General features: G+C 62.0%; 14 protein-coding genes and 1 tRNA gene. 6 read left to right on the forward strand and 9 right to left on the reverse strand.

The window, feature by feature from the left end:
• Positions 1 to 9: 9 nt before the first annotated feature.
• From rfbC to AC56QQ_RS24245, 4 genes are all read right to left on the reverse strand, one after another.
• Positions 10 to 561 (reverse strand): dTDP-4-dehydrorhamnose 3,5-epimerase, encoded by a 552-nt coding sequence (gene rfbC / locus AC56QQ_RS24230; protein WP_497123655.1) that lies wholly within the window; start codon positions 559 to 561, stop codon positions 10 to 12.
• Positions 562 to 563: 2 nt separating this feature from the next.
• Positions 564 to 1,445, reverse strand: coding sequence for a glucose-1-phosphate thymidylyltransferase RfbA (gene rfbA, locus AC56QQ_RS24235; protein WP_489860444.1), 882 nt, complete (start codon positions 1,443 to 1,445; stop codon positions 564 to 566).
• Between the two features lie 219 nt (positions 1,446 to 1,664).
• On the reverse strand, positions 1,665 to 2,690 hold the full coding sequence (locus AC56QQ_RS24240) for an NAD-dependent epimerase (protein WP_497123656.1): 1,026 nt from the start codon (positions 2,688 to 2,690) through the stop codon (positions 1,665 to 1,667).
• 80 nt (positions 2,691 to 2,770) lie between these two features.
• Positions 2,771 to 3,361: a biotin transporter BioY gene (locus AC56QQ_RS24245; protein WP_497123657.1), complete on the reverse strand. Its 591-nt coding sequence runs from the start codon at positions 3,359 to 3,361 to the stop codon at positions 2,771 to 2,773.
• Positions 3,362 to 3,479: 118 nt separating this feature from the next.
• On the opposite strand from AC56QQ_RS24245, the gene AC56QQ_RS24250 reads away from it, so the two are divergent.
• Positions 3,480 to 4,388 (forward strand): MBL fold metallo-hydrolase, encoded by a 909-nt coding sequence (locus AC56QQ_RS24250; protein ID WP_489860441.1) that lies wholly within the window; start codon positions 3,480 to 3,482, stop codon positions 4,386 to 4,388.
• Between the two features lie 9 nt (positions 4,389 to 4,397).
• Here the strand turns inward: AC56QQ_RS24250 and AC56QQ_RS24255 are convergent, their stop codons facing one another.
• Both AC56QQ_RS24255 and AC56QQ_RS24260 read right to left on the reverse strand, forming a co-directional pair.
• Positions 4,398 to 5,183, reverse strand: coding sequence for a DUF1499 domain-containing protein (locus AC56QQ_RS24255; protein ID WP_497123658.1), 786 nt, complete (start codon positions 5,181 to 5,183; stop codon positions 4,398 to 4,400).
• A 178-nt stretch (positions 5,184 to 5,361) separates the two neighbouring features.
• Positions 5,362 to 6,990: a fatty-acid--CoA ligase gene (locus AC56QQ_RS24260; protein ID WP_489860439.1), complete on the reverse strand. Its 1,629-nt coding sequence runs from the start codon at positions 6,988 to 6,990 to the stop codon at positions 5,362 to 5,364.
• A 193-nt stretch (positions 6,991 to 7,183) separates the two neighbouring features.
• Here AC56QQ_RS24260 and AC56QQ_RS24265 point away from each other — a divergent pair, with 193 nt between their 5' ends.
• Both AC56QQ_RS24265 and AC56QQ_RS24270 read left to right on the forward strand, forming a co-directional pair.
• Positions 7,184 to 7,540: a hypothetical protein gene (locus tag AC56QQ_RS24265; protein WP_489860438.1), complete on the forward strand. Its 357-nt coding sequence runs from the start codon at positions 7,184 to 7,186 to the stop codon at positions 7,538 to 7,540.
• 140 nt (positions 7,541 to 7,680) lie between these two features.
• Complete coding sequence (locus tag AC56QQ_RS24270; protein WP_497123659.1) at positions 7,681 to 8,070, forward strand: DUF427 domain-containing protein; 390 nt, start codon at positions 7,681 to 7,683, stop codon at positions 8,068 to 8,070.
• Between the two features lie 61 nt (positions 8,071 to 8,131).
• On the opposite strand, the gene AC56QQ_RS24275 is transcribed toward AC56QQ_RS24270, so the two are convergent.
• Together AC56QQ_RS24275 and AC56QQ_RS24280 are read right to left on the reverse strand one after the other, a co-directional pair.
• Positions 8,132 to 8,872 (reverse strand): polysaccharide deacetylase family protein, encoded by a 741-nt coding sequence (locus tag AC56QQ_RS24275; RefSeq protein ID WP_497123660.1) that lies wholly within the window; start codon positions 8,870 to 8,872, stop codon positions 8,132 to 8,134.
• Between the two features lie 138 nt (positions 8,873 to 9,010).
• A complete protein-coding gene (locus tag AC56QQ_RS24280; protein WP_497123661.1) occupies positions 9,011 to 9,955 on the reverse strand; it encodes a glycosyltransferase family 9 protein in 945 nt (314 codons plus the stop codon).
• On the opposite strand from AC56QQ_RS24280, the gene AC56QQ_RS24285 reads away from it, so the two are divergent.
• Positions 9,944 to 10,102, forward strand: a complete 159-nt coding sequence (locus AC56QQ_RS24285) for a hypothetical protein (protein WP_497123662.1) — start codon at positions 9,944 to 9,946, stop codon at positions 10,100 to 10,102. The genes AC56QQ_RS24280 and AC56QQ_RS24285 overlap by 12 nt on opposite strands.
• A 137-nt stretch (positions 10,103 to 10,239) precedes the next feature.
• On the opposite strand, the gene ppdK is transcribed toward AC56QQ_RS24285, so the two are convergent.
• Positions 10,240 to 12,918 (reverse strand): pyruvate, phosphate dikinase, encoded by a 2,679-nt coding sequence (gene ppdK, locus AC56QQ_RS24290; protein ID WP_497123663.1) that lies wholly within the window; start codon positions 12,916 to 12,918, stop codon positions 10,240 to 10,242.
• A gap of 224 nt (positions 12,919 to 13,142) precedes the next feature.
• Between ppdK and AC56QQ_RS24295 the strand changes: the two genes are divergently transcribed.
• Both AC56QQ_RS24295 and AC56QQ_RS24300 read left to right on the forward strand, forming a co-directional pair.
• The gene (locus AC56QQ_RS24295) at positions 13,143 to 13,487 is read left to right on the forward strand and encodes a VOC family protein (protein ID WP_497123664.1); all 345 of its coding nucleotides are present in this window, start codon (positions 13,143 to 13,145) and stop codon (positions 13,485 to 13,487) included.
• Positions 13,488 to 13,605: 118 nt separating this feature from the next.
• Positions 13,606 to 13,680 (forward strand) — tRNA-Gln (locus AC56QQ_RS24300).
• The last annotated feature ends 151 nt before the right edge of the window (positions 13,681 to 13,831 follow it).

The raw sequence follows: 13,831 nt of genomic DNA on the forward strand, positions 1-13,831 counted from the left end.
CAACATCCATCAGGCAAACACCTCGGCGGCGGCAAGCGGCGGCGCCTTGAGATCCTTGTCCGAAAGCTGGAACCCGCCAGCCATCGACGGCCATTCGATACCGATGGCGGGATCATCGAAACGGATCGACCGGTCATGCTCGGGCGAATAGGTGTCGGTGACCTTGTACAGGACCTCGGTGTCGGGCACGAGCGTCACGAAGCCGTGCGCGAAACCCTTTGGCACCAGAATCTGGTTGCCCTTGTCGGCCGACAGTTCGAGGGCGACCCATTTTCCAAAGGTCTTCGAGCCGCGGCGAATGTCGACCGCGACGTCGAGGATGCCGCCACAGATGACGCGCACCAGCTTGTCCTGGGCGCGCGGCGCAAGCTGATAATGGAGCCCGCGCAAGACGCCAGCGGCGGCGGAATAGGAATGGTTATCCTGCACGAAACGCAAGTCGATGCCGGCCTGCGAAAAACGCTCGGCATTGTAGGTTTCGATAAAGAACCCGCGCGCGTCACCATGCCGTTTCGGAACGATTTCCAGCACGCCGTCGATGCCAAGGGGCCTCACCTCCACGCCTAACCCTCCGAAAGATCGACGACACGCCGGCGCAGATAGGCGGCGTACTCGTTCTTGCCCAGGCGGGTTGCGCGCTGCAGCACCTCATCGGCCGTCAGCCAGCCCTGTTCGAAGGCAATTTCCTCCGGGCAGGCTACCTTGATGCCCTGGCGGTGCTCGATCGTGCGCACAAAGGAGGAGGCTTCGTGCAGACTGTCATGCGTGCCGGTGTCGAGCCAGGCATAGCCGCGCCCCAGCCGGTGCACATGCAGCAGGCCGCGATCAAGATAGACGTTGTTGAGCGCCGTGATCTCCAGCTCGCCGCGCGCCGAGGGCCGGATGGTCGGGGCGATGTCGACGACGTCATTGTCATAGAAATACAGGCCGGTGACAGCCCAGTTGGATTTAGGCTTCTGCGGCTTTTCCTCGATCGTCAACGCGGTTCCGGTCGCCTTGTCGAAGGACACCACGCCATAGCGTTCGGGATCCTCGACATGGTAGGCGAACACCGAAGCGCCGCTTTCGCGCGATGCAGCGGCGCGGCAAAGCTCCGACAGCCCATCGCCGAAATAGATGTTGTCGCCCAGAATCATCGACACGCTGTCCTTGCCGATGAAGTCGCGGCCGATGATGAAGGCTTCGGCAAGACCATTGGGATGCGGTTGCTCGGCATAGGACAGGTCGAGCCCGAACTCCGATCCGTCGCCGAGCAGTTGGTGGAATGTAGGCAGATCACGGGGCGTCGAAATGATCAGAATCTCGCGGATTCCCGCAAGCATCAAAACGCTCAGCGGATAATAGATCATCGGCTTGTCGTATATCGGGAGAATTTGCTTAGAGACTGCTAATGTTAGTGGATAAAGACGCGTTCCACTGCCTCCAGCAAGGACAATTCCTTTCAAGAAGCTCTCCTTGACATGCCGAAGCCCCCCGGCCTTGACTGCCCGTGCTTAGGTTTCATGCAATGGCTTGTCAATCGACGCACTCAACAAACGACCTGACCATGTCCGATAGAAAGCCATCCCGGGCGGCAAGTGTCTATCCAAATACTTGGAGCGCGAACAGACTTCACAGGACTGACACTAACTCAACAGCAATTTCGCGCAAGGACGTGCCCTTCGCTATCCTCGCCCATAGTATGCCTGGTACCAGTTGACGAACCGCTCGACGCCCTCGTGCACCGTGGTGGCCGGGCGGTAGCCGACCGCCTGATCCAGCGCCGAGGTGTCGGCGAACGTATCGAGCAGGTCGCCCGCCTGCAGCGGCAACAGCTCGATGATGGCTTTGCGGCCAAGCGCATTTTCCAGCGCCTCGACATAGGCAGTCAGCTTCACCGGATTGTTGTTGCCGATGTTGAAGATGCGCCAGGGGGCGTTGCTCGTCGCCGGATCCGGATGGCTGGAGTCCCAGGCGGGGTTGCGAGCGGCCGGGTTGTCACTGGCCCGGACGACGCCTTCGACGATATCGTCGACATAGGTGAAATCCCGCGTGTGATTGCCGTTGTTGAACAGCTTGATCGGCTCGCCGGCAAGGATGCTCCTGGTAAACAGGAAAAGCGCCATGTCCGGGCGCCCCCAGGGACCATACACGGTAAAGAAGCGAAGCCCGGTCGTCGGCAACCCGAACAGGTGGCTGTAGCTGTGCGCCATCAGCTCGTTGGCGCGCTTGGTCGCGGCGTAGAATTGCAGCGGGTGGTCGGCCGGCCGATGCTCGGAAAACGGCATGTCGGTGTTGGCGCCATAGACGCTCGAAGTGCTGGCATAGGTCAGGTGTGCAACGCCGCTGCCGCGGCAGGCCTCGAGCATGTTCGTGTAGCCGACGATGTTGCTTTCGACGTAGGCATGCGGGTTTTCCAGGCTGTAGCGAATCCCGGCCTGGGCGGCGAGATGGATCACCCGGTCGAATGCGTGGTCGGCAAAACAGCCGTCGACCACGCTTTTGTCGGCGAGATTGCCGTGGATGAAATGATAGCCGGCGTTGGTCTTGCGGCTCGCCTCCTCCAAGAGCCGCAGCCTCGCATGCTTGAGCTGCGGATCGTAGTAGCTGTTGATGCTGTCGATACCGACAACCTCGTCACCGCGCTCCAGCAGACGCCTGGCCACATGATAGCCGATAAATCCAGCAGCGCCGGTGACCAGAACTTTCATTGGAAGCATCCGTCCGCGACATTGCCGGGCAACAGCCCCCTGATGTCATATGACACTTGGCTTCCTGCTTCTTGCAGACTTCAGGAGCGCTTCAGCAACGACCACACGGCCGGCACCAGGCTGGCCGCTAGGGCAACCTTTATCAGGTCGCCGACGATGAACGGCACGACGCCGAACTGCCACGACTTTTCGGGGCCGATCAGCAGCGCCAGCCAGGCAAAGCCCATTGCCATCATGACGACTTCGGCAACCAGCATCGCGTTGAAAAGCTTGATCGGATGGCGGTCCCAGCCCCGATCGGCGGCCCAGCCGACGATCGCCGCCATGACCACAAAGCCGGCAAGGTAGCCGCCGGTCGAGCCGAGCATGTAAGCAACGCCGATGCCCTTTTCCGGGGTGCTCTGGAAGACCGGGAAGCCCATCGCGCCTTCCGCCATATAGAGCAGCAGGGTGGCGACGCCGAGACGCATGCCGAAGGTGGCGGCAATCAGGAGCACAGCCAGCGTCTGCATCGAAATGTCGACCGGCCCGAGCATCACCTTGGTCTTGGCGGACAAGGTCAGCACCAGCGTGCCGGCGATCGCGAGGAAAATCTGCGTCGCCAGCCGCGACGTGCCGTTTTCGGGCAAGGCCAGAGACACAAGCGGACGCATCGTTGTTGCAATTGCCATGATATTCCCCATCCGATTGCCGCCATCTTATGTTCGCGGCCTCGCGTTCTCCTATATTGGCTTGCGTGTTATGCGGCAATCGGTTTTGCCGTTTTCCGAAACAAAGCACCGGTCCGCCATGGCTCTCAAATTCGACACCGGCTTCGATCCCGCCTACGGCCAGGGGGTGAGCGTCGCGCCGGACGTCCAACGCATCACGGCCCGAAATCCAAGCCCCTTCACCTTTCACGGTACCAACAGTTACATCGTTGGCCGCGACACGCTGGCGGTGATCGATCCGGGGCCGGATGACGAGACGCATCTGCGGACCCTGCTCGATGTGATCGCAGGCAGGCCGGTCAGCCATATTTTCATCAGCCACACGCATCGCGACCACTCTCCTCTGGCGGCGCGGCTGAAAGAGCGTACCGGCGCCGTCGTGCTGGCAGAGGGCCCGCACCGCTCCGCAAGACCCTTGCATATCGGCGAGACCAACGCGCTCGACGCCAGCGCCGACACCGCTTTCGCTCCCGATATCGCACTTCCCGACGGCGGGCTGGTCGACGGCGATGGCTGGTCGATCAGGACTGTTCTGACCCCGGGCCACACCGTCAATCACGCGGCGTTCGCGCTGGAAGGAACCGGCATCCTGTTTTCGGCCGATCATGTCATGGCGTGGGCGACGTCGATCGTCGCGCCGCCAGACGGGGCGATGGCTGACTACATGGCCTCGCTGGATCGGCTGATCGAGCGCGGCGACCGCCTGCTTTTGCCTGGCCACGGCGGACCGGTGACGGCACCGCGCAGTTTCATGCGCGGATTGAAAACGCATCGCAAGATGCGCGAGCGAGCCATCCTGGAGCGGGTCAGGGCAGGCGACCGGACGATTGCGGACATGGTCAAGGCGATCTACAGGGATACCGACCCGCGGCTTCACGGCGCTGCCGGATTGTCGGTGCTTGCCCATCTGGAGGATCTGGTGGCGCGCGGTCAGGTCGTGACAGACGCCGCACCAGCCATCGACGGTATTTTCACGCCTGCGACATAGGCCCGATGCTTATTCGGCTGGAGCCGCGCCGACCTGGCCGGCGACTTCCTGGTCCAGTTCCGCGAGGAAATCGGTGATGCGCGCGGCATTGTCGCCGAGGTCATAGCGACCGTAGCGGGAAGCCGACCGCATGTCGACGATGATGGAATCACCGTCGTCGGTCACGCGGATCGCCACGTCGGCGGGAAGACCGAGGACAAAACCCTTGGCTACAGCGGCAATCGTCACCTCGCTTTGCCCGCTGACATCGGGATAGGGTTCGGTTAGATCCCAATCGCGCCGATCGAGCACGGTTTCGACGGCATCCACGACAGTCTCGAATGGCAGATTGTAGCTACGCCCGCTGACCAGCGGATAGCTCTCGGTCTGCAGCCGCTGTTCGCCGGGCGTGGACGGGGAGAGCACGTTCATATCCTTGGTCCGGTCGCTGACGTCGAGCGCCGGCGGATCGTCGAAATCCGTCGAGATATCCCTGAGCGGCGGATAGGTTGTCGCCCAGTAGGCGGCTACGCCATAGGGTGTGAGCACGAGCAGCGCCAGCAGGACGCCGACCGTCAGGTCGCGACCACCGCGGTCGCCGAAATTCCACAGCCTCGAAAAGGCAAATCCGGCAAACAGGAGCGCCAGGGCCGCCAGCAGCGCGACGATGCCCAGTACCCACAGGAAAACAGGTGTTTCGACGAGGTCGAAGCGATGGCCGATGAAGACGGTCAGCAGCAACACCGCCGAAAAGGCGGCGGTGCGCCGCGACCATCCGGCCGCCTTCGACGTCTGCCGTTCGGGAATGCTAACCATTGTTTTCCGCGCTGCCCCAACCCGAACGGAGACTTAGCGCATGACCCCGAAAATCGGAATCGATTTTCGGGGTCATGCGCTAGTTAAAAATGCCACAGCGCCCTTTGCGCGCCCGAAAGGGCGCACGGCGCCGTAGTGCCTTTTGCGGCGGCTTGAAGCCGAGACACGCACCATCCAGTCAATCCGTCGGCAAGCGATAATCCTTGAACTGCTGGCGCAACGTGATCTTCTGGATCTTGCCGGTGGCGGTATGCGGTATCTCGCCAACGAAAGCGACATCATCCGGCATCCACCACTTGGCCACCTTGCCGTCCATGAAATCGAGGATGTCCGCCTTGGTCGGTTCCTTGCCCGGCTTGGCAACGACGACCAGCAATGGCCGCTCGCCCCATTTCGAATGCTGGACGCCGATGGCCGCCGCCTCCGCGACGTCGGGGTGGCCGACAGCCAGATTCTCGAGGTCGATGGTCGAAATCCACTCGCCGCCGGACTTGATGACGTCCTTGGCACGATCGGTGATCTGCATATAGCCGCCGGCATCGATATGAGCGACGTCTCCGGTGTCGAACCAGCCGTCCTCGTCGAACTGCTCCGCGCCCGCGCCGCCATAGTAGGCGCGGGCAACGGCCGGGCCGCGCACTTTCAACCGTCCAAACGTCTTGCCGTCCCAGGGCTGTGCCTTGTTGTCGTCGTCGGTCACCTTCATCTCGACGCCGAATGGCGGGTAGCCCTGCTTCTGCTGAATGTCGAGCCGGGCCTCACCCTGGAGACCCGCATATTCCGGCTTCAAGGTGCACAGCGTGCCGAGTGGCGACATCTCGGTCATACCCCAGGCATGGATGACCTGGACGTCGTAGTTCTGCTGAAACTTCGTCATGATCGCGCGCGGACAGGACGAGCCGCCGATGACGACCCTGTTCAGATAGGGAAGCTTCTTGCCGGTCTCTTCGAGGTATTGCAGCAGCATCATCCATACGGTCGGCACGGCGGCGCTGAAGGTCACCTTCTCGGTGTCGAGCAGTTCATAAATCGAGGCGCCGTCCATCTTGCAGCCAGGCATGACCAGCTTGGCACCGACCATCGGCGCGCTCTGGCCAAGGCCCCAGGCATTGGCATGGAACATCGGCACGACCGGCAGGATCGTATCACGCGACGACAGCCCCATCGCGTCAGGCATGGCGGCGATCATGGCGTGCAGCACGTTCGAACGGTGACTGTAGACGACGCCCTTTGGATCGCCCGTGGTCCCCGACGTGTAGCACATTCCGGCGGCGGTGCCTTCGTCGAAGACCCTCCAGGCGAAGTCGCCATCCGCCTCATTCAGCCAGTCCTCATAGGCGACCACATTCGGCAGTGTGGTCCGCGGCATGTGCGCACTGTCGGTCAGCACGATCACCTGTTTCAGCGACTTGACGGCGCCGGCGATCTTCTCGAGCAGCGGCACGAAGGTCAGGTCGACGAAGATTGCCTTGTCCTCGGCATGGTTCATGATCCAGACGATCTGCTCGGGAAACAGCCGTGGATTGAGCGTGTGATAGATCGCGCCGATGCCCATGATGCCGTACCAGGCCTCGATGTGGCGCGCCGTGTTCCAGGCCAGCGTGGCGATGCGGTCGCCCAAGCGATAGCCGTCGCGTTCCAGTCGCTGGGCGACCTTCAGGGCGCGGCGATGGATGTCCGCATAGCTGGTGCGCACGATCGGCCCCTCGATCGAGCGCGACACGATCTCGCGCACGCCATGCTGCCGCTCGGCATTGTCGATGAGTTTGTGGCACAGCAGCGGCCATTCCTGCATCAATCCCAGCATTCGTTCCTCCCCTACGCTTTTGCGTTTTTGCTTTTCGCTCCATTGTGGAGCGAACCGGCGGTTTGTCCAGTCGCCGGCCCCGGGCAAACGCTGCATTGATCGACAGGACCGGGAAAACCGCCACAATCCGGCCATCCTCGGCGTTAAGGTTCGTTAAAGGGCAAGGGGCGATTGGCGACTGAAAGAGGTTCGCATGGACGCGCAGCTCGACGACAAGACCCTCGAAAGCACGCTTGCCGAAAGTCTGGCTGATCTGGTGCCGGATACAAAGACTGTTTCCGAAGACGAATTTGTTGAAGTTGTCGGCGGCGCGCTCGAAGCGGTCGGCGGCACACTGCTGTTCAAGATGTGCGTCCAGAACGAAGGCGAAGGCCAGCACGTAGCGGCCGCATCCGTCGGCGACGGCGGCAATCGCCAGTTCCTGCTGCTCACCTTGCCGACCGGCGGTGGCTCCTTGAAAGTCGAGACCGCGTCGCGAAGCAGCAACCCGGTGGCCGGTATCGCAGCCGCCTATGCCGGGCTCATGGATGCCTTCAAGACCGCTGCCTGACTCTCGGACAGGGCTGTCTCAAGGCACGCGCAGTCGACCCCGGTCCGGCGCAAGCGGCCTTGCGTGCAGCATGGCGACAGCAGGCCTTGCGCAACGCGCTTGCACGACACACTTTAAAGTCGAGGCAAGGAGACCCCAGCATGGACCAGATCGCCAACCCGGCACCCGGCTTTCAACGCAATCCAGACAAGGTCATTGCCATCGAGCCCTATGTCGGCACCGTCACCGTGCGCGCCGGGGACACAGTCATCGCCTCCTCCACGAAGGCCAAGGTGCTGACCGAGACGCCCTATCCCGCGGTCTTCTACATTCCGTTCGCCGACATCGATTTCAGCAAGCTCCGCGGCACGGAACATTCCACCCATTGTCCCTACAAGGGCGATGCAAGCTATTGGAGCGTGCTGGCTGCCGGCGAGACCGGCCAGAATGCGATGTGGGCTTACGAGCGGCCATTCGACGAAATGGCTGAAATCCGCGCTCACGGCGCGTTCTACGCCAGCAAGGTCAGCATCGAAGCCAAACCAGGCTGAGCGGACGGCAGCCACTTTCGAATCCGCGAAGCAACGAAAGCGCTGGTGCTCCGGACAGCCGTTAGTCCGTGGTGCCGTGATTGCCGATGCCATCGGCATCGTCGAGCCGCACAAAGGTCAGACCTTTTTCCTTCAGCGCCAGCAGGCCCTGCACCACGCCTTCGCCGGCGGCATGGGTCGGCTGGTTGATGTGGGCGATGATGACGTCACCATCCTTGGCCGCCGCTATGCGCCTGGTGGTTTCCCTGGCGCCGAGCAGCGAACCACCGTCGCCGTTTATCGAGAAGCCTGCAATCTTGAAGCCAAGCTTGCGGATCATCGCGATCGCCGACGGGCTGTATTCGGCGGTTGCCCCGCGAAACCATTTTGGCGCCGGCTCGCCGGTCCTGGCAAGAGCAGCGGCACCCGACTCGACCTCGGCCAGTACCGCGTCCGGGCTGCCGGCGCTGCGGATGCCGTAGATCTTCTGCGGCGTGTCGACCGCCGGGACATGACGGCCGCCGTGATTTTCCAGTTCGAACAGATCGGGATGCGCCCGCATGATCTCGACGGCTGCAGCGTTTCGCTTCAGCCAGATGCCGGTAACGAAAATGGTGGCGGGAATCTTGTTTTCCACCAGCGCCGAGAGAATCCGGTTGTCGGTCTGTCCGCCGCAGGCATCGAGCGTCAGCGCAACGCGACCCGCCCCGCTTGCATCCGGCTGGATGTGAAGCGTGGGCTCGACCAGCGTCGCGGCGTTGCCGGCGGATACCAGCGCCAACGAGATGGCGAGCATGCAGAGATGTTTTTGCAACGGGTGCATCAATTCCTGACCGGTATTTTCACGTGGGTCTCCCAAGACCCGCATGAAGGCGGAAATCGGGATGGTGCATAGCAGAAAAGCACAAGGCGCGACAATTTGACTGTCCGCGTGGTGTGACGATGCCTGCCACGCATGATCTCAGATGGCGCGCTCCAGCTTCAATTCGGTGCGCGAAAGGAGTTCAAGCACCGCGTCGACGACAGGCTTGACCTCCAGGCGCCACACGCAGCAGGCCTTGCTGGTATCCGGCCACCGGCACAGGTCTTTGGCTACACAATTGCAAGGCATTGGAGGTCGAAGCGCAAAGCTGGATACGCCCACGGGACCCCAGCGCGACGGGTCCGTCGAACCGAACAAGCCAACAACCGGGGTTTCCACCGCCGCGGCCATGTGCATCGGGCCGCTTTCGTTGCCGAGAAACAGCCTGGCCTGCGCCAGCACTGCCAGCAGCCTTTCAAGCGACAGCTGCCCAACCAGATTGACGACCGATGGCGCTGTCCGGGCGACGATACGTTCGGCAATCCCGTGCTCGTCCGGGCCACCCACCAGGACGACGTCGAGGCCGGTTTCGCCCATGATTTCGACGATCGCCGCGGCAAACCGCTCCGGCTGCCAACGCCGCCCCTCGAAGCTTGCACCCGCATGCACCACCAAGAAGCCGTTTGGCCGCAGATGATGCTTGCCCAGGAGTGCCAATGCCTTTGCCGTCTCGACCGGCAGCGGTTGAATACGCGGAACCGCTACGCGAAGACCGATGCCAAGCGCCTGGAGCGGCGAAAGATAGCGAAACAGATAGTGCTCGCCACCAAAGCCATATGGCCTGGCAAAGACATTGGCGGGCTGCCGCTCCAGCAGACGCAAAGGCCTCTCGGTAGGGTTATAGCCGACGCGTGTCTTGGCGTTCACGAACCCGGTAATGAGCCGCGACGTCTTTGAATCGGTCAGATCGATCGTCAGGTCGAAGCGGAAGCGGCGCAACGCCCGCACCATGGCGTAAAGCTCTTTTAGCCGCTCCAGGGTGGTGCCGCGCATGCGGGCTCTGCTGAATGTGACCACCTCGGAAGCAATGCCATGGGCGACCACGAAGCTCTCGAAGCGGGCCTCGCACAGAAACACGAGCCTGGCGCCGGGGAATTCAAGCCGCAGGTTTTCCGCAAGCGCCGAGGCGAGGACGAGATCTCCCATGAACTTCGTTTGAATGACCAGGATCGAGCGAAACGGCGCGGGTGAAGTCTGCAACATCTGTTTCCGGGAGCAATTGGCAGGACGTCCGCAAATTGGCCGGGAACAATGTCGAGATTGCGCGATGCCGTCAGCACGTTCGCGTGAATTATCTTACAAAACGGTAAGCTCGATCTGGATGGGTCCTATCCGTGGCCTGCCTTGGCGACCAGCACCGCCGCCTGCGCTGCGGCCAGCCTGGCGATCGGCACGCGATAGGGCGAGCAGGACACATAGTCGAGGCCGACCTCTTCGCAAAAGCGGATCGAAGCCGGGTCGCCGCCATGTTCGCCACAGATGCCGAGCTTGATGTCCGGCCGCGTCGCCCTGCCCTTTTCGGCAGCCATGCGCACCAGTTCACCGACGCCGTCGATGTCGAGCGAGACGAACGGATCCTGCTCGATGATGCCCTTCTGCCGATAGGTTTCCAGGAACGAGGCCGCATCGTCGCGCGAGATGCCGAAGGTCGTCTGGGTGAGGTCGTTGGTACCGAAGGAGAAGAATTCGGCCGTGGCGGCTATGACATGGGCGCGGATCGCCGCGCGCGGCAATTCGATCATCGTCCCGGTCAGATAGTCGATCTTGACGCCAGTCTCCTCCATGACGCTCTTGGCGACGGCATCGATGCGCGCCTTCACATAGTCGAGCTCCTTCACGAGACCGACAAGCGGCACCATGATTTCGGGAACCACCAGCGCGCCGGCCTTGCGGCCGGCCTCGACGGCGGCCTCGAAAATGGCGCGCGCCTGCATCTCGGCGATCTCGGGATAGGACACCGCCAACCGGCAGCCGCGATGGCCGAGCATCGGGTTGAACTCATGCAGGGCCTCGGTGCGCTGCCTGAGCTTGTCCGGCGACACATTCATGGCGGTGGCGACTTCGGCAATTTCCTCCTCGGTCTTGGGCAGGAATTCGTGCAGCGGCGGATCGAGCAGGCGGATCGTCACCGGCAGGCCTGCCATGATCTCGAACAGTTCGAGGAAATCCGAACGCTGCATGGGAAGAAGCTTGGCAAGCGCGGTGCGCCGGTCCTTTTCCGTGTCGGCCAGAATCATTTCGCGCATCGCCACGATCCGCTCACCGTCGAAGAACATGTGCTCGGTGCGGCAAAGCCCGATGCCTTCGGCGCCGAAGGAACGCGCCATGCGCGCATCCAGCGGTGTTTCGGCGTTGGTGCGCACCTTCATGCGGCGCACCGCATCCGCCCACTCCATGATTGCGGCGAAATCGCCGGAAAGTTCCGGCTGCAGCATCGGCACGGCGCCCTTCAGCACCTGACCGTTGCCGCCATCGATGGTGATGATGTCACCCTTGCGAAAGGTCGATCCCATCGCCATCAGCGTGCCGGCCTTGTAGTCGACGCGCAGCGAACCGGCGCCGGACACGCAAGGCTTGCCCATGCCGCGCGCAACGACGGCGGCGTGGCTGGTCATGCCGCCGCGTGTCGTCAGGATGCCTTCCGCCGCGTGCATGCCGTGAATATCTTCGGGGCTGGTTTCGATGCGCACCAGGATCGCCTTGCGGCCTTGTGTCTTGAGCTCCTCGGCGTCGCCAGAGGAAAAGACGATCTCGCCGGTGGCGGCACCTGGAGAGGCAGGCAGACCAATGCCGACAACGTCGCGGGCCGCCTTGGGATCGATGGTGGGATGCAGCAATTGGTCGAGCGAGGCCGGATCGATGCGGGCGACAGCTTCCTCCTTCGTGATCAGCTTGTCGCGGGCCATATCGACGGCGATCCTGAGCGCCGCCTTGGCGGTGCGCTTACCGGACCTCGTCTGCAGCATCCACAACTTGCCGCGCTCGATGGTGAATTCGAGATCCTGCATGTCGCGGTAGTGTTTTTCCAGACTGTCTGAGATTGTGACGAAGGACTGGAAGGCGTCCGGCATTAGCTTCTGCAAGGATGGCTTGTCGGAGCCGGCGGCGATGCGCGCCGCCTCGGTGATGTTCTGCGGCGTGCGGATGCCGGCGACGACGTCCTCGCCCTGCGCGTTCACTAGGAACTCGCCATAGAGCTGCTTTTCGCCGGTCGACGGGTTGCGGGTGAAGGCAACGCCGGTGGCCGAGGTTTCGCCCATATTGCCAAACACCATGGCCTGGACATTGACCGCCGTGCCCCAGCTTTCGGGAATGTCGTGCAGACGCCGGTAGGTGATGGCGCGGTTGTTCATCCAGCTTGAAAACACGGCACCGATGGCGCCCCAGAGCTGTTCATTCGGATCCTGCGGAAACGGCTTGCCCAGTTCTTCCTCGACCTTGGCCTTGTAGAGCGCGATGACGCCTTGCCATTCGAGGGCCGTCAGATCGGTGTCGAGCTCATGGCCGAGCCCGCCTTTCTGGTCTTCGAGGATTTCCTCGAACACCTCGTGGTCGAGGCCCATGACGACATCCGAATACATCTGGATGAAGCGGCGGTAACTGTCATAGGCAAAGCGCGCATCACCGGAATCGGCGGCGAGCGCCTCGACCGTCTCGTCGTTCAGCCCGAGATTGAGCACGGTATCCATCATACCCGGCATCGAGGCACGGGCACCCGAACGCACCGACACCAGAAGCAGTTTCGACGGGTCGCCGAACCGACGGCCGGTCAGCCGGCCGATGTGATCGAGCGCCACCGCGACATCCGCTTCCAATCCCGTCGGATAAGTGCGGCCATTGGCATAATAGGCGTTGCAGACCTCGGTGGTGATGGTGAAGCCCGGCGGCACTGGCAGGCCCAGACTGCACATCTCGGCCAGGTTGGCGCCCTTGCCGCCCAGCAGATTCTTGTCGCCGGCACGGCCTTCCGCCGCACCGTCGCCAAAGGTGAAAACCCATTTGGTCATGCTTTGCTCTCCGGTTGCAGGAGATTGGAAAGATTGGCGAAACGGAAGTCCCGCCGTGTCCGACTTCGGAGCGATATGATGCTGCAGTGCGAAAGGCAAGGCGTCAGGGAGGCCGTCCGCCTGCTACAATCGATTAAGAAAAAGTTGTGTCCGAAGATGCGGCAAAAAGACTTGCCACTCCAGAACCACAGGACTAGAACATAAAGGGAACAAAGAGGTACGCCATGAAACTGTCTGGGAAACTCGACTATCTGGAAATGCCGGCGACCGGCGGAACGCTGGACCGGCTCAAGGCTTTCTACAGTACCGCCTTTGCCTGGTCTTTCACCGACTATGGGCCGACCTATTCGGCCTTTGCCGAGGGTCTGGACGGGGGCTTCCAAGCCGACGCCGCGGAGGCGCCCGCCAAGCCACTGCCCGTGCTCTATAGCCGGGATCTGGAAGAAACCCTCAATGCCGTCGAAAATGCCGGCGGCACGATCGTCAAGCCGATCTTCGCGTTCCCCGGCGGCCGGCGCTTTCATTTCGTCGATCCGGCCGGGAACGAGATGGCGGTCTGGTCCGAATAGCCCGTTCGCTTGCCATCTGGCGGCGACGAAGGTTAGCCCATTTGGACGTCGTTCATAAGCATTGTGCTTTTTGGCTGCTCTGCTAATAACGCGCCGCACAAGCGACTCTGACGGCAATTGGGGCGTCGCCAAGTGGTAAGGCATCGGTTTTTGGTACCGACATTCCCAGGTTCGAATCCTGGCGCCCCAGCCATCATCTATTTCATATTTATTAATATAATCAGATACTTACAGTGATTTTGATTCTTGATGACCACGGCGGGAGCCACCGTGAGCCGGGTGTCGCTATCGATGTAGGTGCCCACGCGGGATTTTCATTTGGCTGGTGTGCCCCTAGGCATCAG

The organism is Mesorhizobium sp. RCAM 05099 (genome assembly GCF_059683685.1).